Raw genomic sequence first — 20,703 nt, 5'->3', positions numbered from 1 at the left:
CCAAAGTTATTCTACAAGTGTGCTTTTTGCGTATAAACGCTTGCCGCTTCTTCGTCGGCAATGACTGTGACATTTGGATGCTTGTTTAATATAGAAGCCGGGAACGCCTCAGTTACTTCATCTGAGCATAATTTGGCGAACGCTTCTGCTTTTGCTTTCCCGGAAATAAGCAACAAAATTTCTTTCGCTTCCATAATCGTTTGAATCCCCATTGTAATCGCTTGTTTCGGCACATCTTCTAAAGTTGGGAAATACCTAGCATTGGCTTTGCGTGTTTCTTCGGCCAGCTCGACAACATGGGTTTTGCTCGAAAATGGCGTCCCTGGCTCATTAAAACCGATATGGCCATTGCTGCCAATACCGAGAAGTTGAATGTCAATTCCGCCCGCGTCGGCAATCATGTTTTCATAAGCACGGCATTCTTCTTCGAGGGACGGAGCCATTCCATTTGGCAAATGCGTTTTTTCTTTTGGAATATCGATATGATCAAACAACCGTTGCTCCATATAGTGGCGGTAACTATTTTTGTCCTCAGCAGGCAAGCCGACATATTCATCTAAATTGAACGTTTGCACATGTGAAAATGATTGGCCGTTTTCCTTTGCTTTTGCAATCAAAGCGGTATACGTATTTTCCGGTGTGCCCCCTGTCGCAAGTCCGAGCGTTATTTTCGGAGACTGCTGAATTCGCTCAAACAAGAGTGCTGCTGCTTTTTGGCTCATTTCTTCATAATTTTTTACGTGAATAATATTCATACGTCATCCTCCTTGCCATATGCTTTTTTCCCTAAACAGTAGGTGTACAACACGTCGCCCTCTTTCGTGAGCACAGTAAAATCGCCATCTTTCCCAGGCACCAATGACCCTTTTTTCGCGTCAATGCCAATTTTTTTCGCTGGGTTGTAGGAAGCCATTTGCACCGCTTGTTCCAATGAGCAGCCAGTATAAGCAACCATATTTGCTACCGCCTTGTTCATTTGCAAAACAGAACCGGCGAGCGTGCCATCAGAAAGCGTCGCTCTTCCACCGTTAACAGAAACGTCCTGTCCCCCTAAATCATAAGCACCGTCAGGCAACCCTTTTGCCCTCATCGAGTCAGTAATAAGTAGACATTGGTCTGTGCCCTTTGCTTTCCAGGCCAGCTTCACCATTTCTGGATGGATGTGAATGCCGTCTACAATCAATTCAATGTCGAGTTCATCAAGGAGGAGCGCCCCACCAGCTACACCTGGTTCACGATGATGCAAAGGACGCATGCCATTGTACATATGCGTAACTTGGTTTGCACCTGCTGCGACAGCTTGCTCCATTTCAGTATAGACAGCATCTGAATGGCCAATTGACGGATTCGCACCTTCTGAACGCAAATAGGCTGCCAACTCACTTCCATTTCGTTTTTCCGGTGCGTAGGTTACTTGTTTAATCATGCCTTTTGCTAAATCGATCCATTTTTTCATGATTGGTACGGATGGTTCTACAATGTACTCGAGAGGCTGTGCGCCTTTTTTCGTTTCATTAATAAAAGGCCCTTCAATATGTAGGCCGACAATCTCTGCTTCTTTATCCGCCCGTCTATAAGCGACTACATTTTCAATCGCAGCTTCAATGTCCTCATGTTTTTGGGTAATGGTTGTCGCAAGAAAAGCGGTCGTCCCTTCGGCTGGCAAGTTTGCTGCCATTGTTTGCAACGCATCCTTTGTACGGTCCATTACATCGGCACCATAGCCGCCATGTATGTGCACGTCAACAAAGCCTGGGACAACAACGGCATCAGCTGGAACCGTTATCTGGACTGTATCTTTATTCTTATAATCGGCGCCGTCGCCAACACCGACCGCGGTAATTTTGCCATTGTCGATTGCCAGAAAACCTTTCTCGTATTTACGACACCCTGGTTCCCCTGTGATCAACTGCCCCCCTGTTACAACGATACTTGCCATGCGATCACCTTCCTCGTTTCATCATTCCCTTTGTTTCTTTTAGTATACGCTCTAGTCGTTTAGTTGTCTATACCAATTACAACGAAAAAAAAGTTATGGTATACTGATTTTATCATATGTTCGGAGGATAAAGGCATGATTGACAAACAGTCTCCTATTCCGATTTATTTTCAAATTGAGGAGCTTATTAAAAAGCAAATTGCCGACGGGATTTTAAAACCAGGCGAAGCGTTGCCATCTGAGCGAGAATTTGCTGACATGTATGGCATTAGCCGCATGACTGTTCGCCAAGGCATTAACAATCTAGTCCAGCAAAAAAAACTATATCGGGAAAAAGGGCGAGGCACATTCGTATCGTGGCCTAAAATTGAACAACCACTCTCTAAAATGACCAGTTTTACAGAAGATATGAAAAGCCGCAATATGGAGCCTGGTTCAAAGTTGCTTTCTTTTAAAACCACTAAAGCGGATGAACCGATTGCCAAAGTGCTCGCGGTTGAGGAAGGCACCCCTATTTATGCCATTAAACGTGTGCGCCTAGCAGATGAGTTGCCTATTGCCTTGGAACGGACTTATATTGCTTGCGAGCTCGCCCCACATTTAACCGCTGACACATTGAATCATTCGCTTTACTCCTACTTTGAACGGACATGCGGCTATTCGATTTCTGACGCAGAACAGACAATCGCAGCCGTCCTCGCTGACGAAGAAGATGCCCGGTGGCTTACGGTGCCTGCCGGCTCCCCGCTTTTGGCGATTCGCCGGCAAACAAGACTGGAAGACAATCGTGTATTAGAAGCCGTTTATTCCCATTACCGTGGTGACCGCTACCACTTTGTAACGAAAATGGTACGTTGATGTTGTATAAAAAAGACTTAAGGCGCCTGACTCATTAGCAGGCGCCTCCTCTTTATGCTCAAATAAAAAAATTTCGTTGTTTTTTTCAGAAAAGTATTGACAGTACAATTTGTTGCTGCTAATTTAGAATCAACTACAATTTGTACGGACATTATAACATACGTACATATCTGGAAGGTTGGTGATCTCTTTGGTTGGTCGGTTAAAGGAAAGTCCCTCACAGGAAATGATTGACTTATTGTTTAAGCCAAGTATTCGCTCCGATTTAAAACACCACTATTCATACTTGCTAAAAATTAACAGTGTCCACTTATTTATGCTAAAATCGGAAGGTATTATCTCAGATGAAGCAGCCAGTAAAATCCATTCCGTCCTGACCCACTTGCAGGTGACAGGAAAAGAGGCATTGTCGATCAATCCTGCTCTTGAAGATTTATATTTTAATGTGGAAGCTTATATTATCGAGCAAACAGGACCAGAGATAGGGGGACAAATGCACACAGGAAGAAGCCGCAATGATATTTTGGCGACTGTGACCCGTATGCGAATTCGCGAAGAAATGCTCGAAATTTACGAACTAGTCTGTACACTAAGGCGAACATTAATTGATTTAGCCACTGAACATACTTCAACGTTAATGACTGGTTACACACATTTACAGCCAGCTGAACCGATTACGTTTGCCCATTACCTTTCCGCACTGTTGCACGGATTCGAGCGGGATTTCACACGCCTGTATAACTGTTATGCCCACATCAACAAAAGCCCGCTTGGTTCTTGTGCCCTTGCCTCAACTACGTTTTCGATTAACCGAAAGTTCACGATGGAGTTATTAGGGTTCGCCGATTTGCTTGAAAATTCGCTTGACGGCATCGCCTCTAGAGATTATGCATTAGAAGCACTTTCAGCATTAAGCATATTTAGTAACTCATTAAGCCGCTTCGCACAAGACCTTTATACGTGGTGTTCTAATGAATTTGGTTATCTTGAAGTCGGTCATTCAGTAGCAGTTATTAGCAGCATTATGCCGCAAAAAAAGAATCCCGTTACGCTCGAGCATATTAAAGCGAAGGCTGGACATATTCAAGGCGCACTTGTATCCTCCCTCTCAGTATTAAAGAATACCCTTTATTCGCATTCGCGGGATACAAGCATGGAAAGCATGAAATACACATGGGAAGCAATCAATGAAACGAAAGCAGCCATTCGGCTTATGATCAAAACCTTACAAACGCTTACCGTTCATAAAGACAATATGGCCGCTACTACTCGACAAAACTTTAGTACTGTGACTGAGTTAGCAAATGCGCTAGTAAGACACTACCACTTTTCGTTCCGCACCGCCCATCATATCGTTGCTGAAATTGTCAACGAGACACTGAATCAAGGGCTGGGATCTGATAAAATAGAAGCAAGTACAGTTGAACGTGCTATCAAACAGGTAACAGCAAAAACGGTTTCTGTCACCAAAGAATTTGTTGAGCAGGCCCTTGATCCGGAGCGAAATATTTCCCTTCGGACCGTACGCGGCGGCTCAGCCCCTGTTGAGGTTGCACGGCAATTACAGCAGCTCGAACAGACACTAGCATCAGATCACCAAAAAATCAGTGATTTGAAACAGGCTCTGCAATCTGCTGATCAACTATACAAACGCTACGCTGCGGAACTCGAAAGGGGGGCGCAGTAGTATGAATGAGTGAGGCGAGCCGACGTGATTGATGAAGAAAGCAGCATTCCCCTTTATTTGCAATTAAAAGATCTTTTTGTTGAAAAAATAGACAGCGGCGAATGGCAAGAAAATGCGAAAATTCCAGACGAACTTACATTGGCGAGTCAGTACCGGTTAAGCCGCTCAACCGTTCGCCAAGCATTGTTAAAACTCGTTGATGAAGGGCGTTTGACCCGAAAACAAGGAAAAGGGACATTTGTGAATGAGAAAAAAATCCAAACGCCTGTGTTTAGTTTTTATTATCCTGAAAAATTCGGTAAAAAACATACCGTTTTGTCAGCTCAAGAACTAGCTTGCTCGGCGACAGTCCAGTCGGCATTGGAACTATTTCCTGGCGAACTTGTCTATGAACTTATCCGTCTACGCTATTTTGAGGATGAAGTTGTCGCTGTGGAAACATCTTATTTACCGAGTGCAGCGGTTCCTGGTTTGTTGCAGAAAAACCTTGAAGGCACGCTTTATGAACTATTGATTACTCAGTACAACTTGCAAATCCAAGCATATGACACCACGGTAGAACCGGTCATCCTAACCCAGTTGGAAACCGAACGCCTACAAGTTGAAGGCAACGGACAGCCTGCATTAAAAATTACAAAAATCGGCTCAACATGGAATAAAAAGCGCTTAATTCTCACGAAAAGCATTTTCAGAGGCGACCGCTGTAAACTCATGTTTCACCATGAATAGAGTCGCCCATCTAAAGCTTTGTTGCAATAGAGCTTTAGATGGCGTTATTTTTTACAGAATATTCAATTATCTGAGGAGGGGTTTGTGTGGATGTATCGATTTGGGTAATTGTGGCAAACATGATTGTGCTCTTAGGGGCCATCATCTTTTCCTTTTATATTAGCAAACGTACTCGGAACAACGAAGGCTGGGCTGTTGGCGGGCGGGCTTTGCCTGTCTATGTCGTCATTTTAACACAGTTCGCGACGGCTTCTGGCGGCGGCATGCTTGTTGCACAAGTCGGGATCGGCTATGCTTTCGGTTGGAGCGTGATCACTTATGGCTTGTTCACAGGAGCGGGAGTTCTTGCCTTACTGTTTCTTGCGAAATGGTTGCGCAAAAACGATTTTATTAGTCTCCCTGATATTTTCAAAAAAATATATGGCACTCACCCGTTCTTGATCACGACAATCACATTTATGACAATGGTTGTCCCCTTTGGTTGGCTGTGTACACAATTAGTTGCTTTCGGCCGATTGTTTTCAGAATTGACTGGCGTTGAACCTTGGCTGTTAATGCTTATCTTCACAGTCATTTGCCTTTTATTCATTATCCCAGGAGGAATGGTATCTGTTGCCTGGACAGACTTGATTTTTGGGATTCTCATGCTCGTGATGGCGGTCGTTGCTTCTATTTATGCGATCACATCAGCCGGCGGTTGGTCAGCGATCGTACAGGCAGTCCCTCAAGAGAATATTGGCATTGAAGGCTTTTGGTCCGTTGGGCTTCTAACAGTGCTCTTTTGGTCATTATCGCTCACACCAGGCACAATGACCAATCAAATGTACTTCCAACGCATTTATGCTGCTGACAGTATGAAGACAGTCGTCATTTCATTGCTTTCTACTGCCGCTCTCCTCATTTTGACGAAGCTTTACGCAGCGTTAGTCGGCATGTCCGCCTACACGATGAACCCGAACTTGGATAACCCTGAAAGTGCTGCTGGCATGTTTTTATCGAATATGCCATCGATTTTAATGGTCGCCTATTCTACTTTCATTTGTGCAACCTTGTTGTCAACGGTCACCAGCGCAGTCCAATCGGTCGTCGTTAATATCACCCGTGATATATACCAGTCGTATCTTAATCCGAAAGTCAGCGACGGACAGCTACTCCGGACATCGCGTATTTTTTCAGTATTTGTCATCTTCTTTGCATTTGCTCTTGCGACGTTATATCCACGGGCACTTGACTGGATTGTCGCTTCTTATGCTTATTCAGCCGCAGGTCTGTTTGCTCCACTGTTTATCGGCTTCGCTTTAAAAGACAGACAATTCCTTACTTTCAAAGGCGCGATTGCCGGTATGCTTTTTGGAATCGCAGGCGCAGGCTTAGCCCATTTGCTCGGTACAACCATCCCATACGTTGCGTTCGGCTTAGTTGCCTCGACAATTGGCCTGCTCCTAGTAAGTGCAGCGACCCGAAACAAGAATACGCCAACTGTCGTCCGTAAAGAAACGTCCATTTAACATCACTGAGAAAAGCAGGCTGCACTAGCCTGCTTTTCTCAGTCATGAACTAATATAATCCCCGCCATTAATATGGATCGCCTGTCCGGTCATGTAGGAAGAGTCGTTAGAAGCGAGGAGTACATAGGCACCGACAAGTTCACTCGGCTGCCCTGCTCGTCCCATTGGCGTCGTTGTGCCAAACTCAGACACTTTCTGCTCGTCAAAAGAAGCAGGAATCAACGGCGTCCAGATCGGGCCAGGGGCTACGCTGTTTACGCGGATATGCTTTGAAGCAAGCGCCTGCGCCATTGAACGGGTAAAGGCTGTAATGGCGCCTTTGGTACTCGTATAATCAATCAACGTCACGTTGCCCCGATAGGCATTAATGGAAGACGTATTGATAATAGCGCTGCCAGGCTTCAAATAATCAAGCGCTGCTTTCGTATAATACACATACGAATAGAAATTGGTCGCGAATGTACGGTGAAGCTGTTCGGCTGTTAGTTCCCGTAAATCGTTGACTGGATGTTGCTCTGCAGCGTTGTTGACTAAAATATCTAGGCCGCCAAGTTCTGTGACTGTACGTTCAACGCTCTCCTTACAAAACGTTTCATCACTTATGTCGCCAGAAATTGTAATGCACTGAACACCTTCTTGCTCGACGCGCTGCTTTGTTTGTTCTGCGTCTTCATGCTCATCTAAATAGACGATCGCAATATGGGCGCCTTCTTTGGCATACCCAACTGCCACGGCGCGGCCGATACCCGAATCGCCACCAGTAATAAGCGCTACTTTGCCGCGAAGTTTTCCTGTACCTTTGTAATCGTCGTCTTCATAGATCGGGCGCGGTTCCATCACCGCTTCATCCCCTGGTTGCTTGTCTTGTTTTTGCGGCGGAATGCCGTTTGCTAAATAATTGTGTAAGTCCATTTTCTCTCTTTCCTCCTCTTCTTCATCATTAGTATTGGTATACCTCAAAAGTGAGGGTATTTAAACATCAGCACTTTTCATCCGTTAAACACCTGAAATTTTTGCTAAAAAACTGCATACAAACGCGTTTTGATCATGCTAATCTGTGATTAAGGTGTACAAAATAGCTCTTTTTCATGCAAAAACAACTCTACTTGGACAGCCTTCAAAAAAAGCGGTATACTCTAGCATAGATTGAGGTGAAAACGGTGAAAACAATCCACGTAACAAGAAAACTTCTTTCCAAATACAAAACGATTGAAGAAGCGTTGCTTGATGCGAACGATGGGGATACGATCAAAATAGATCCAGGAACATACCAGGAGTCTGTGACAATTGCCAAGTCTGTTCATTTAGTCGGCCTTGGCGAACCAGAAACAGTCATTATTCAAGCGCCAATGGAGATCATCAATAAAGCGTCGGTGTCGATAAAAAACATCTCTTTTGCGGAATGCGAAAAAGGGCTAACCGTTAAAAACGGATATGCGCAATTGACTCATTGCCAGTTTACCCGCCTAAAAAAATGGGGGATCCATGTTCTTGAAGATGGCCATCTTGATTTAACCGACGCCACGATTCGCCACAGTGGCATCGGCCTATTTGTAGTTGGGCGAGCCCGTGCCGAGTACTGCGCCTTATACAGCCAACGGGGCAGTCAAGTATGTGTAAGCGGGAACGGCCGGTTTGTGATGAAACACTCGCATATTTACCAAGGAAAGAGCGCGGCAATTTATTTTGACCAGAACAGCCGCAGTTTTGTGGAAAATTGCCAAATCTACGGCCATCATTCTGAAAATATGCAACTTAAATCGATGGGCAATAGTGAAGTGGCTTTAAAAGATTGCCTGATCTATGAAGGCTCTTCTGGAGGGGCACTTGTCCTCGGCGAATCAAAACTGACATTGAATTCATGTACGTTGACGAATAATGTACCGAAGCAAGTAGTCGTTTTAGGCGGGGAAACGATTATCCAAAACAGTTTGTTTGAAGCTGGACAAATCGGAGTCGACATTAACGATAACGGTACTGCCCAACTTGAAGCAACGATTCTCACGTCGCACGAAGACGACCATATTCGCGTTGGCGATGGCGCCCTTTACGTGTATAGAAGCACGATTAAATTTGGGCAAAAATCAGGGGTAGTCCTGACGAAAAACGCTTATGCCCATGTGGAATCAAGTGACTTGTTCGGCCACATGATGCCACAATTAGCAGTAAGCGAACAAGCACGGATAAGCCTAAAACATAGCGCTATCTTCTATGGCAAACATTATGGGTTTTGGCTAACGGAACAAGCAAGTGCAGATGTGGGCCACTGCCGCTTTTATGAAAATGAACTGAATCAACTCGTCATTGCTGACAAAAGCGAAGCCGACCTAGAAGACATACAAGTCTTTGATGGAGCGCAAAGCGGCTTATATATTCATGACCATAGCCATGCGAATGTTGTAAATTCAACTTTTTACCATCATAATGACCTTTACCCGCAAATTTATGTAAGCAGCCATTCCACCATTACCATGAAAGAAAGCAAGCTTTATGACAGTTATGAGAGCGGCATCCGCTTTGACATGGAAGCGAGCGGGCTCCTGGAACATTGCCAGTTTAGCGGCCATTATGAAGCACAAATTGATATCCAACATAGCGCGCCAACGATTCGAGAATGCGTGATCGAAAACGGCGGGACCTGCGCCATCCGCTTGCTCCATGCTGGCGGCTTCATCGAAAATTGTACATTTACCGGTCATGAACACAATATTGCCATTGGGGGCGAATGCGACACCGACATTATCGGCCAAGAAGCTGACGCATTGCGCCAATACGCTGAAGCATTAAGCGTGACAGAAGAAATGGAAGCACAGCTCTCACAAGCTGAAATGCGAGCAGCACTAGAAAAAGCACAAAAAGACGCAGAACGTGAAGAGCGGACAGTGGAAATTGTCGGTCTGGTAGAGGAATTGGAAGAACAACTCGGGAAAAAATAATCCTTTAGCTGATAATAGCTAAAAATTGAGGCGCCCTCTACAAGAAGGCGCCTCATTATAGTTGAACATAGAAATAATCGGTAAACGGTCCTTTCTTTTAATCGTTACATGTCAAATCTGCCTCTGTTTTGCAACTTCTAAAGCTTTAAATCACGGGCTTATCCATTTTCCGTAAAAACGCGATTTGCCCGATATGGTAGGCATTATGCGTTGTTGCATTTGCAATTAACCCCCACCATTCGGCCTCTACCGGATAGCCTTTTACCTTCTCTGACAATTGCTTTTCTGTAATTAAGTCCTGCCAACGCAACAAAATGTCCAGCAGCTCCGTTTGCAAAGTTTGGAAGGTTTTATTTTTCGGGACAAGAAAGCTATCCACATTCTTTTTGACGCTAGGTACTGTACGTGCGTCCGCTTTTTCATAGCGTGTCTGCCATATTTGATTCCAGTAGATTAAGTGTTGGACAATCTCGGCAATGCTATGGCTCGATTTGTCAGGTTTCCAAAACGCCTCTATTTCCGAGATCCCTTTAACAGCTTCTTGGAAAGGAATATACCAGCTGGGGTCATTTGCATTTGCTAATAATTGGTCTAACAATACGGTCTTAGCATCAACCATTTTTCTGAACTCCTCCTAGATCTTCTAAAAAATCGGATTTGGCAGTTTCCACTGGAACTCCTTTCAGCCTGTACCGCTGTTTATCCGCTTTTTGACTCCTATTTTATTAAAAGCAAAAGGATACCATACACCTACTATCGCAGAAGTGATATAGGGCGTTGGAACCATGTCAATCACCGTAAATTGCGCCAAAACAAACAGTAGCCCGCTAAAATTGCCGCCTAGACGTAAAGAGTCATCAAAAACATAGCGGCAAAACAATTGATGAAACAGCCAACAGGCACTGAAAACAGCAAAAGACCAGCAAATACCTGACTGCTGGTCGTCTTGTTTCATTTCTTATTCCGGTACAAATACATCGTGAGCGGAGCAAAAACAGCTGCAATCAAAAACGATACAGCTACTACCCAGCCTACCTGTTCACCAGTAGCCGTTCCATGCATGAAGCCACGAACGGCATCGACTAATAAGGAGATTGGATTGATGTCGACAAAAACTTGGAGCCACGATGGCAGTGTTCCTGGATCGACGAAGACATTGCTGACAAAAGTGAGCGGAAACAGCACCATCATACTGACCATCATGAGCGACTTATCAGAACGCATAATAAGGCCAAGCGTCGTCCAAATCCACGATAAACTGAAGCAGAAAAGCAAGATTAACGCAACGGCGGCAATGACGCCAAGCGCTCCCCCTTCTGGACGGAACCCAAGAATAAGGCCAAGTATAATCATGATCGCTGATGCCATTGTATAGCGGACTGTATCTACTAGCAACGAGCCGATCAGGGCCGAAGGCAGCCAGAGTGGCAACGTTCGGAAACGGTCGAAGATGCCTTTTCGAATATCGTTGTTTAAATCAAGTCCGGTATACATCGTAATTTGCGCGACGGTCATGACAAGAATCCCTGGCAGGAGGAATTGCAAATATTCATTTGTGGAGCCAGAAATCGCACCGCCAAATAAATAAGTGAACATCAACAGGAAAATAACTGGAAAAACTGTCACATCAAACATTTGTTCAGGAATGTGCTTAATCCGCAGTAGTGCCCTAGTCGCGAATGCCATTGACGCAGCGAGTGGGCTCGGGCGAGGCGGGCGCCTGCTTTTGGCAATCGCATCCGCTAATTGCATGCTTTGTTCTTGTTTATTTCCTTCCGTTGCCTTGTTCATTCGCTTCCCTCCCTTTCTTCCTCTGGGGTTTGCACCATTTCACCAGTCAGCGTTAAAAAGACTTCATCTAGACTCGGTTGCCCAAGGGAAAAAGTACGGACAGCTATGTTTGCGCTTGCTAACTTTCCTACAGCAGCTGCCGCCACATCTGGATTACCCGTTTGCGCGGTAAGCGACGTCGGGTCTTTTCCAGCATGCACCATGGTGTTCTGATCTTCCGCCAGCAATTGGATCGCCCTTTCCCGATCACTTGCATGTTGCAGCGTCAAGTGGAGTGTATTCGTGCCAACCGATGCTTTCAACTCACTGCTTGTGCCTTCAGCAATAATCTTGCCATGGTTGATAACGGCAATCCGGTCCGCCAGCTGGTCAGCTTCCTCCAAATATTGCGTCGTAAGGAGCACGGTCGTCCCAGCATCGACTAATGTACGGACAATATCCCACACTTGGTTGCGGCTCCGAGGGTCAAGCCCTGTGGTTGGTTCATCAAGAAACAGCAGTTCAGGGGTAACAACAATGCTGGCGGCAATGTCTATGCGGCGACGCATCCCGCCCGAGTAATTTTTCACTTGCCTTTTTGCGGCTTCCTCTAATCCAAATGCATGGAGCAATTCTTCCCCTCGCTGTTTTGCTTGTTTCCGCTTATAGCCCATAAGTCGGGCAATCATCGTCAAATTTTCGATGCCAGTTAAATCTTCATCAATGGAAGCGTATTGTCCTGTTAAACTAATCCGGCTTCTGACTGCATCTGTTTCTTTGGCGAGGTCATGGCCAAAAATCTTCGCCTCACCGCCATCTGGTTTTAAAAGAGTCGCAAGCATGCGGATTGTTGTCGTCTTTCCTGCCCCGTTTGGTCCAAGAAACCCATAGACCGTTCCTTTTACGACAGACAAATCGACGCCATCAACAGCCCGATGCTTGCCAAATACTTTCACGAGGCCTTTCGCCTCGATCGCCTTTTCTTCTGTCATTTGTACCAACTGTAGCCAGCCCCCTTTTTTACCAACATTACTTCTATTCAGTCAAACGCTCATTTATGCTCAAACGCCTAATCCATAAATGATCACGCTTTGCGCCTGACACTTGGAAAAATACACTACATCATGATATAGACAGCAAGACAGATGGCGCGCACTTCATTCCGTCAATCAAGTATAGCACCTTGTTCGATGTTACTGAACGGTTTTGTCTGAACTATAAAACAAATGCTGCTAGCCAAACATACTCACCTTGCTGGACTGTTAACATCGCAGGCTCTCTTTTCCCAGCTGGCAAGAATGATGAAATCACTTCGCTAAAGCAAAAACCTCGCCTCGTGTATAAAACGAGGCGAGCTTATTTGTGTTTTCGTTAAGAATGATTCGGAGCTTCCGTCAAGTCTTCTGCCCTTCCTGGCAACTCTTCATTGCTGTCTTCAGCAGGTTTTGCCCGTTTCATGAAAAAGGCTAGTACTAACGCAATGATTGAAACGTATACGGTAACCATGAATGCGTCGTTGATCCCTTCGACCATTGCCTGTTGGCCGAGAAGCGCAGGATCAATTGTCCCAGCTAGCTCCTCTGCATGGATTCTTGTCTGTGTAGACATAATCGTCACAAGCAACGCGGAACCAACCGCCCCTGCCACTTGGTTTAGCGTATTATTCATCGCCGTTCCGTGTGGATTCATTCGTGCGGGAAGCTGGTTTAAACCATTTGTCATGACAGGCATCATCAACATAGACATGCCAAACATCCTAAATGAATACAACATAATTAACTCCGTATAAGAAGTATCAAGAGCCAATGTCGTGAAAAAGTAGGAAGTAACAATCGTGATCAACAAGCCAGTGATTGCTAAAATGCGCCCGCCAAATTTGTCAAACAAACGTCCGGTGATAGGGGACATTGCCCCCATGATTAAAGCGCCTGGCAACATGAGCAAGCCTGCATGGAAAGGCGAAATGCCACGGACCGTTTGAATATAAAGCGGCATAAGCAACATTCCCCCAAACATGCCCATCGTCACTGTAAGCGAAATCGCCGAAGATAAAGCAAACATCGGGTATTTATAAATCCGAAAGTCCAGCATGGGCTTTTCTAATTGAAATTGCCGCGTAATAAACAACACAAGGCCAACCACGCCGATGACGATTGTGCCGTACACTTCTAAGCTAGCCCATCCTTTGTCGCCAGCAGCACTAAACCCATACAATATCCCGCCAAAACCGATGCTTGATAAAATAACAGACATCACATCCAAATGTGTATGCACCGATTGTTTATTGTCATATAGGCGAAAAACAGCGAGTAAAAGGGTAACAATCGCGAACGGCAGCATCATATAAAACAATACACGCCATTCATAATGCTCCACAATCCAGCCTGACAACGTCGGGCCAATTGCCGGGGCAAATACCATGACGAGGCCAAAAATGCCCATTGCCGATCCGCGCTTTTCAACGGGAAACGATGTTAACATCACATTCATTAACAACGGCATCATAATCGCCGATCCTGAAGCTTGAATGACACGCCCTGCCATCAGTACAGGAAAACTGTGGGAGAAGCCAGCTAATGCGGTTCCTAAAGTAAACAATGTCATCGCCGTTAAAAAAAGCCCGCGCACGGAAAATTTTTGGATTAAAAACGCTGTAATGGGTATGAGAATTCCATTTACAAGCATATAGCCAGTCGTTAACCATTGAACAGTCGCAGGAGAAATATCAAAGTCTGCCATGATAGACGGCAAAGCCACGTTAAGCAACGTATTGTTTAGTAACGCAATAAATGCACCTGCAAGCAGCATCGCAATCATTTTATATGGCGGTTTCGTTGGTGTATTTTCTGTCATTCAATAACCCCCTCTAAACTGTCGGTCCAATATATATACACCAATTCTATAGTAATAACGAGATTTATCATACTCCTTTCCATTCCTCTTTTCAAGCGAAAAATTTGCGATTTGTTTTTTTTACAAATGTACGGTAGCATTAAATTTGGACGACTGGTTCAGATCATTCAATACGGGGTGACGCAATTGCTGAAACGGAAAGAACATGTCATTGAAACAGCGCTTAACCTATTTTTAAAATCCGGCATCCAAGGGACTTCTATCCAAATGATTATTGACAAAAGCGGGATTTCAAAAGGAACGTTTTATAACTATTTTCAGTCGAAAAATGACCTCCTATACGGAATCATTAAATTGATACACAATAAAGTTATCGCCAAGAGGAAAGAAATTGAAGATGATCCCGCTATTACAGGGATGGAACAATTTACAAAACAAACGATGCTGTTTAGCAAGACAAACAAAAAATACAACCTTTTTCCTTTATTTGAACAAATTTTTTTATCAGACGACCCTTCATTAAAAAAACTGTTCCAGCAATATTTCTTTCATGAAATCGAATGGATTCAAAACCAGTTTGTTCGCATGTTTGGCGAAGAAATAAAACCATACAGCTTGGATGGAGCCCTTATTTTTAACGGCATTATCCATCAATTTATGCGTGTAAAAACGATTTCCAAAAAAGAAGAAGACCAATTTTACGAAAACGTTGTCCGCTATGCCGCTGAAAGGGCAGAAGAGTTTTTCTCCAGCATGCAGCAAACACACAAAGCGCCATTGTTTACTGAAAGTTTGTTGCGGGATTGGCTTGACCAAAAAGCTACAACACCCATGAAGGATCAACGGCATTTTGACACAGCGCACAATACCCTTAAGACAGCGATTCTTTCCGCAAACCACGATACACAAATAGAAAAAGGCTTGCTCGAGGGGCTGGAATTTATTGAGCATGAACTAAAACAGCAGGAACCACGAACATTTGTAATTGAGAGCATCCTTCTCTCCTTTACAGCACATGCTTCAGAATGGAAGGAAACATTGCATCACTATAAAAAAGCGCTTGAACCTTTTATGTAACCAGTTGTTCAATCGATTTAGACAGCAATCGAAAATAGATGTTTAACAGGCCTTTTAAGAAAGGGAGAACATTCACGGTTTAATGGAAGCAACGTTTATGGATGTACTTTTTTCTGCTATACTTTTAAAAAAGGAGTAATGCTTCATGCCTATCATCATGTTGGTTGCAATTTTTGTTGTTACGTTTGTAGTCGTTTTTTTGTTAAGTGGCGTAATCGACACACTTTTGAAAAACAACCCTAGTATAAAGCGGTGGTTCCTCTCATCACTGGCAATTACTAGCATCATCTTTGTGTTTATCTGGACTACAAATCTCATTTAACGTTGTCGTCAAAAACAAATGTTCTAGCAACGAATTCATCACGATCATGCTTTAACAAGTCGCTAGCGATGCGTTCATTAGAACAAGAGATATAAAACGAATAAAATAGTGGCCACTTTCGTTGCAAAAGGAAAAACCCCCTAAACGGGGGCTTCCTCTGCCGATTTTTGAAAGAAAAATTTTAGGGCGTGGTAAACATCGCCTTTTTCTTTTAAAATATAGTGCATAAAACGGGGATCTGTGATGTTTTTGTACGCACTCATTAATGTCGAATGGCGCGAATATTGATTGACTTCCCCGTAGCCAAACAAGTTGGAACGATCCATCAGCTGGTTAACTAGTTTTAAGCAACGTGCGTTATCAGACGTTAGGTTATCACCGTCTGAAAAATGGAATGGGTAAATATTATACGCACGTGGGTTGTATTTCTCGTCAATCAACTCTAGCGCTTTCCTATAAGCGGATGAACAAATCGTCCCCCCGCTTTCTCCCTTTGAAAAGAAATCCTCTTCGCTTACTACTTTCGCTTCTGTATGGTGAGCGATAAATTCGATTTCAACTGTTTCGTATTTTGTACGTAGGAAACGAGTCATCCAAAAGAAAAAGCTGCGTGCCATATATTTTTCAAACCGTCCCATTGAACCACTTGTATCCATCATCGCAATAACAACTGCTTTTGATTCTGGCCGGATCGTTTCCGTCCAAGTTTTAAACCGTAAATCGTCATTGTAAATCGGCATAATGTTCGCTTTGCCATTTAAAGCGTTGCGCTTAATGGCGGCTAAAATCGTACGGCGTTTGTCGACATTTCCCATTAACCCTTTTTTGCGAATATCATTAAATGCAATATCTTCCACTACAAGCTCTTGTTCTTCTTTTTTTTGTAAATTTGGCAATGCAAGCTCAGAAAAAAGCATTTCTTCTAACTCCACGATCGAAACTTCAGCTTCATTATAATCTTCGCCTGCTTGATCGCCTGCGCCTGACCCTTTGCCAGCGCCTGCCTGTTTGTCACCATTTGGATCACGAGCAACGATATCGCCGATTTTGCTGTCGCCCTTCCCTTGGCCAACATGTTGGTTTTTGTCATAGTTGTAACGAATTTTGTATTCATCTAACGAGCGGATCGGAATTTTGATCACGTCTTTTCCATTGGACATCACAATGTTTTCTTCACTAACTAAGTCAGGCAAGTTTTTTTTGATGGCGTCCCGTACTTTTTCTTGGTGTCGACGTTGGTCTTGGAACCCTTTTCGATGGAGGGACCAGTTTTCCTGGGAGATTGTGAACTGCCGGCCGTTGTCTTTTTCCATACCTTCCCTCCTCAGTAAGGTTTGTTTACGTTTATCGATTGAAAGTGGAACGTTTCTAGTTGATTGTGCATATCATAAACTGGTGCAAAATATTGTTGCATGGCTACTTTTCTTATCCTATGTAAGACAAGAGCAAGAGTTGCCAAGAAATTTTTATTGGACAAGCCAAACCGCGCCATGGTAACGATGAAAAGGCTAACTGATAATAAGCATTTCGTATGTATGCATTTTGCAAAGGCCTCGTTCTTGCACCGCTAAAACCTATCAATATAAAAGCAGGCTCCCCCCTTTCGTACATTTTTTGCTACACTAATGTAAAAAGCAGGGAGAGCCTATGATACCTAGACATATGTACATTACACAGTTGCACTACGACAAGCCTGCTAATGGGCGACATCTTGGTTTTCCTCATACCCTTCCATTCCTGCAAGGCTTTGATAGTCTTTCTTTTAAAAAACCTGTCACCATTTTTGTCGGCGAAAACGGAACAGGCAAGTCAACGTTGATTGAAACACTAGCAGCGTTAATGGAATTAAACCTTGAAGGCGGCTCAAAAAACCACCGTTTCGAAACAGAAGCAAGCCATTCCAGTCTCTACCAATATTGCCGCTTAACTAGGGGGGCCTATCGCCCACGCGATGCTTACTTTTACCGGGCAGAGACGTTTTATAATTTGGCTACAGATATGGATCAATTTGCAGAAGGGGAAGGAGTGTTATCACAAGAACTATTTGGCCGCAATTTACACACATTTTCTCGTGGTGAGGCAATGACCACGTTAATGAACCATCGCTTTTTCGGCAATGGCTTTTATTTGATGGACGAGCCAGAAACTGGGCTGTCTGTAAACTCCCAGCTTCAAATTCTCCTTGCCATCAAGGAACGAATCGCCAAAAACTCGCAATTTATTTTCGCGACCCATTCGCCGATATTGATATTGTATCCAGGAGCACAAGTGTTTCAACTAAGTGAAGGCGGCATTGAGGAAATTGCTGCAGAAGAGACGCAGCTTTTTAAAGATTGGCGCATGATTATGGAACGGAACTCCTATTTTATTCACCAACTCTTTTCTGATTAAATGCAAAAACGAGTGCTAAAAGCACTCGTTTTTCAATCCATATAGCCAAATTCAGATACTGGCCAAAAACGCAATCCGACTTTGCCGATGATTTCATCTTCATTAACTGGGCCAATAACACGGCTGTCTAAGCTAGCAGGGCGGTTGTCACCCATTACAAACACATGGTTCTCTGGGACGGTTTCTTCAAATGAGTAATCTTCCGTATACGCAGGCCCTGAATAAGCAGCTTTTGCTTCTTCCAAGTAAGGCTCTTCGATTTGCTCGCCATTAATGTAAAGGATGTCGTCCTCAAATCGAATGGTATCGCCTGGTAAGCCAATCACCCGTTTGATGTAGCTATCCTCTTCCGTCGCATGGAACACAATGAGATCAAACCGCTCAGGCTCGCCAAATTGGTAGCTTAATTTATTTACAATAAAACGCTCACCGTCATGAGCAGTCGGCACCATTGAGACGCCGCGAACTTCAAAGCTGGTCATCACAAATGTCCGGACTACAAACGCAAGAATAAGCGCAATTGCAATCGCCTTTACCCAGCCCCAAAACTCTGATTTCTTTTCCGCTTCTGCCACTGCTGTTCCTCGCTTTCCGTCTTCCATTCATGAGCATCCTGCTCGCCTTTTTATTAACGTATCATTAATTCAAAAAAAGAACAAGAAATCCTCCACGAGGCGATGCGGAGGATTTCTTGCCTACCGGTTCAAAAGTGAGCCAACATAGCGGAGCAATTCGTTAGCTGAAACTGAGTTATAGCCATGTTCATCAATGAGTCTTGCGATGACATCATTCATTTTTTTCAACTGTGATTCATCTGGCGTTTTCACAGAAGTCGTGATTTTTACAATATCTTTCAAATCGGCGAATAGCTTTTTCTGAATCGCTTCACGCAACCGTTCATGGGAGTTGTAGTCAAATTTCTTCCCTTTTCGGGCATAGGCAGATATGCGAATTAAAATCTCCTCACGAAATGCTTTTTTGGCGTTTTCGGATATGCCGATTTGTTCCTCGATTGAACGCATCAGCTTTTCGTCTGGCGACATTTCTTCTCCTGTAAGAGGGTCGCGGAGTTTGTTTTTGTTGCAATAAGCTTCCACATTGTCAAGGTAATTGTCCATTAGCGTCTTCGCTGATTCATCGTAAGAGTAGACGAATGCTTTTTGCACTTCCTCTTTGGCAATCATATCGTACTCTTTGCGGGCAACTGTAATGTAGTCGATATACCGTTCTTTGTCCTCCTTAGAAATCGAAGCATGGGCGTCAAGCCCTTCCTTAATCGAACGAAGCACATCCAACGCTGAAATCGATGTTAATTGCTTACGGATAATCGCTGACGAAATGCGGTTGATCACATAACGGGGGTCGATCCCGCTCATGCCCTCGTCAGGAAACTCGGCCTGCAATTCTTTCACATCCTGGCTGTTGTATCCTTCAACCGCTTCCCCGTCATAGAGCTTCATTTTTTTCACTAGGTCAATTCCCGCTTTGTGCGGCTCTTTTAAACGAGTTAAAATCGTAAAGATAGCTGCTACCTTCAAAGCATGGGGGGCAATATGGACATGAGCTAAGTCGCTTTCAGCAATCATTTTTTTGTAAATCCGTTCTTCCTCCGAAACTTTTAAGTTGTAGGGGATTTTCATGACGATGATTCTTGAATGGAGTGCTTCATTTTTTTTGTTGGAGATAAACGATTTGTACTCTGATTCGTTTGTATGAGCTAGTATGAGTTCATCGGCCGAAATGAGCGCAAACCGCCCTGCTTTAAAATTGCCTTCTTGTGTCAACGACAGCAAATGCCATAGAAATTTTTCATCGCATTTCAGCATTTCTTGAAATTCCATCATACCGCGGTTTGCCTTGTTTAACTCCCCATCAAAGCGGTATGCACGCGGATCGGATTCAGACCCAAATTCAGCAATGGTTGAGAAGTCGATGCTTCCTGTCAAATCGGCAATGTCTTGGGACTTTGGATCTGATGGCGAAAAGGTGCCAATCCCGGTGCGTTTGTCTTCTGAGAAAAACACCCTTTCCACTAAGACATCTTCAATTCTCCCTCCGTATTCCTCCTCTAGCCGCATCATATTTAAAGGCGACAAATTGCCTTCAATTTTTATGCCATACTCCTCTTCAAAGTCTTTGCGCAAATGCAGCGGAATCAAATGGAGAGGGTCCTCATTCATCGGGCAGCCCTTGATGGCATAAACGGCGCCTCTGTCGGTGCGTGAATAGTTCTCAAGACCGCGCTTCAACATCGTTACGAGCGTCGATTTCCCGCCGCTAACTGGCCCCATTAACAACAAAATCCGCTTGCGGACATCGAGTCGTTTCGCGGCCGAATGAAAATACTCCTCTACCAGCTTTTCGAGTGCTTCCTCCAGCCCATATATGGAATCTTTAAAGAAGGAATACACTTTTTTTCCGTTTTTTTCTTCTACGCCAGCGTCTTTTATCATATTGTACACGCGTGAGTGGGCTGTTTGAGTGACCCATGGCTTTTCCTTAATTAACGCTAAATAATCGGCAAACGTCCCTTCCCACTTTAAGCGTTCTTCTTCTTCTCGGTATTGTTCAATTTTTTTTAGAATATCCAATGCGTATACCTCCGTCCTCGTGTAAGCGAGATTACTTAACGT

General features: G+C 44.1%; 19 protein-coding genes. 7 read left to right on the top strand and 12 right to left on the bottom strand.

What is annotated here, in order from left to right:
* Positions 1 to 11 precede the first annotated feature (11 nt).
* Positions 12 to 755, bottom strand: coding sequence for a glucosamine-6-phosphate deaminase (gene nagB / locus V5G21_RS16800; RefSeq protein WP_011246334.1), 744 nt, complete (start codon positions 753 to 755; stop codon positions 12 to 14).
* On the bottom strand, positions 752 to 1,939 hold the full coding sequence (nagA, locus tag V5G21_RS16795) for an N-acetylglucosamine-6-phosphate deacetylase (protein ID WP_011246333.1): 1,188 nt from the start codon (positions 1,937 to 1,939) through the stop codon (positions 752 to 754). Before nagA ends, nagB begins: the two co-directional genes overlap by 4 nt.
* A 135-nt stretch (positions 1,940 to 2,074) precedes the next feature.
* Between nagA and V5G21_RS16790 the strand changes: the two genes are divergently transcribed.
* The 4 genes from V5G21_RS16790 (at position 2,075) to V5G21_RS16775 (ending at position 6,721) form a co-directional block, all read left to right on the top strand.
* On the top strand, positions 2,075 to 2,797 hold the full coding sequence (locus V5G21_RS16790) for a GntR family transcriptional regulator (RefSeq protein ID WP_011246332.1): 723 nt from the start codon (positions 2,075 to 2,077) through the stop codon (positions 2,795 to 2,797).
* A 190-nt stretch (positions 2,798 to 2,987) separates the two neighbouring features.
* Positions 2,988 to 4,484, top strand: coding sequence for an argininosuccinate lyase (argH, locus tag V5G21_RS16785; RefSeq protein ID WP_338464964.1), 1,497 nt, complete (start codon positions 2,988 to 2,990; stop codon positions 4,482 to 4,484).
* Between the two features lie 24 nt (positions 4,485 to 4,508).
* Positions 4,509 to 5,213, top strand: coding sequence for a GntR family transcriptional regulator (locus V5G21_RS16780; protein ID WP_011246330.1), 705 nt, complete (start codon positions 4,509 to 4,511; stop codon positions 5,211 to 5,213).
* An 86-nt stretch (positions 5,214 to 5,299) separates the two neighbouring features.
* Complete coding sequence (locus V5G21_RS16775; RefSeq protein ID WP_304450342.1) at positions 5,300 to 6,721, top strand: sodium:solute symporter family protein; 1,422 nt, start codon at positions 5,300 to 5,302, stop codon at positions 6,719 to 6,721.
* Positions 6,722 to 6,763: 42 nt separating this feature from the next.
* On the opposite strand, the gene V5G21_RS16770 is transcribed toward V5G21_RS16775, so the two are convergent.
* Positions 6,764 to 7,633: an SDR family oxidoreductase gene (locus V5G21_RS16770; RefSeq protein WP_035204447.1), complete on the bottom strand. Its 870-nt coding sequence runs from the start codon at positions 7,631 to 7,633 to the stop codon at positions 6,764 to 6,766.
* A gap of 248 nt (positions 7,634 to 7,881) precedes the next feature.
* Between V5G21_RS16770 and V5G21_RS16765 the strand changes: the two genes are divergently transcribed.
* Positions 7,882 to 9,657, top strand: coding sequence for a right-handed parallel beta-helix repeat-containing protein (locus V5G21_RS16765; protein ID WP_011246327.1), 1,776 nt, complete (start codon positions 7,882 to 7,884; stop codon positions 9,655 to 9,657).
* Positions 9,658 to 9,802: 145 nt separating this feature from the next.
* Here V5G21_RS16765 and V5G21_RS16760 read toward each other — a convergent pair whose 3' ends face one another.
* The 5 genes from V5G21_RS16760 to V5G21_RS16740 all read right to left on the bottom strand — a co-directional run bounded on the left by V5G21_RS16760 (position 9,803) and on the right by V5G21_RS16740 (position 14,280).
* A complete protein-coding gene (locus V5G21_RS16760) occupies positions 9,803 to 10,276 on the bottom strand; it encodes a DinB family protein (RefSeq protein WP_063608289.1) in 474 nt (157 codons plus the stop codon).
* Positions 10,277 to 10,339: 63 nt separating this feature from the next.
* Positions 10,340 to 10,612 (bottom strand): hypothetical protein, encoded by a 273-nt coding sequence (locus V5G21_RS16755; RefSeq protein WP_338464963.1) that lies wholly within the window; start codon positions 10,610 to 10,612, stop codon positions 10,340 to 10,342.
* Positions 10,609 to 11,448 (bottom strand): ABC transporter permease, encoded by an 840-nt coding sequence (locus tag V5G21_RS16750; RefSeq protein WP_011246325.1) that lies wholly within the window; start codon positions 11,446 to 11,448, stop codon positions 10,609 to 10,611. The genes V5G21_RS16755 and V5G21_RS16750 overlap by 4 nt, the downstream gene beginning before the upstream one ends.
* Positions 11,445 to 12,419 carry an ATP-binding cassette domain-containing protein gene (locus V5G21_RS16745; protein WP_063608308.1) on the bottom strand — a complete coding sequence of 325 codons (975 nt, stop codon included), beginning with the start codon at positions 12,417 to 12,419 and terminating at the stop codon, positions 11,445 to 11,447. Before V5G21_RS16745 ends, V5G21_RS16750 begins: the two co-directional genes overlap by 4 nt.
* Before the next feature lie 379 nt (positions 12,420 to 12,798).
* The gene (locus tag V5G21_RS16740; RefSeq protein WP_035204441.1) at positions 12,799 to 14,280 is read right to left on the bottom strand and encodes a DHA2 family efflux MFS transporter permease subunit; all 1,482 of its coding nucleotides are present in this window, start codon (positions 14,278 to 14,280) and stop codon (positions 12,799 to 12,801) included.
* A gap of 186 nt (positions 14,281 to 14,466) precedes the next feature.
* Between V5G21_RS16740 and V5G21_RS16735 the strand changes: the two genes are divergently transcribed.
* Positions 14,467 to 15,357, top strand: a complete 891-nt coding sequence (locus V5G21_RS16735; protein WP_035204440.1) for a TetR/AcrR family transcriptional regulator — start codon at positions 14,467 to 14,469, stop codon at positions 15,355 to 15,357.
* Between the two features lie 314 nt (positions 15,358 to 15,671).
* On the opposite strand, the gene V5G21_RS16730 is transcribed toward V5G21_RS16735, so the two are convergent.
* Both V5G21_RS16730 and yhbH read right to left on the bottom strand, forming a co-directional pair.
* Positions 15,672 to 15,806, bottom strand: coding sequence for a hypothetical protein (locus V5G21_RS16730; RefSeq protein WP_257391332.1), 135 nt, complete (start codon positions 15,804 to 15,806; stop codon positions 15,672 to 15,674).
* Positions 15,807 to 15,819: 13 nt separating this feature from the next.
* Positions 15,820 to 16,992 (bottom strand): sporulation protein YhbH, encoded by a 1,173-nt coding sequence (yhbH, locus tag V5G21_RS16725; RefSeq protein WP_011246321.1) that lies wholly within the window; start codon positions 16,990 to 16,992, stop codon positions 15,820 to 15,822.
* A 334-nt stretch (positions 16,993 to 17,326) separates the two neighbouring features.
* On the opposite strand from yhbH, the gene V5G21_RS16720 reads away from it, so the two are divergent.
* Positions 17,327 to 18,070 carry an AAA family ATPase gene (locus V5G21_RS16720; RefSeq protein ID WP_035204439.1) on the top strand — a complete coding sequence of 248 codons (744 nt, stop codon included), beginning with the start codon at positions 17,327 to 17,329 and terminating at the stop codon, positions 18,068 to 18,070.
* Positions 18,071 to 18,102: 32 nt separating this feature from the next.
* Here the strand turns inward: V5G21_RS16720 and lepB are convergent, their stop codons facing one another.
* Positions 18,103 to 18,672 carry a signal peptidase I gene (gene lepB / locus V5G21_RS16715; RefSeq protein WP_011246319.1) on the bottom strand — a complete coding sequence of 190 codons (570 nt, stop codon included), beginning with the start codon at positions 18,670 to 18,672 and terminating at the stop codon, positions 18,103 to 18,105.
* 93 nt (positions 18,673 to 18,765) lie between these two features.
* On the bottom strand, positions 18,766 to 20,661 hold the full coding sequence (locus V5G21_RS16710; RefSeq protein ID WP_011246318.1) for a PrkA family serine protein kinase: 1,896 nt from the start codon (positions 20,659 to 20,661) through the stop codon (positions 18,766 to 18,768).
* Between the last annotated feature and the right edge of the window lie 42 nt (positions 20,662 to 20,703).

This window comes from Shouchella rhizosphaerae (genome assembly GCF_036700015.1).
In the GTDB taxonomy this organism is placed as follows: domain Bacteria; phylum Bacillota; class Bacilli; order Bacillales; family Bacillaceae_D; genus Shouchella; species Shouchella rhizosphaerae.
The sequence above is the reverse complement of the archived record's forward strand: the minus strand, read 5'-3'. Positions and strand labels throughout refer to the sequence as shown.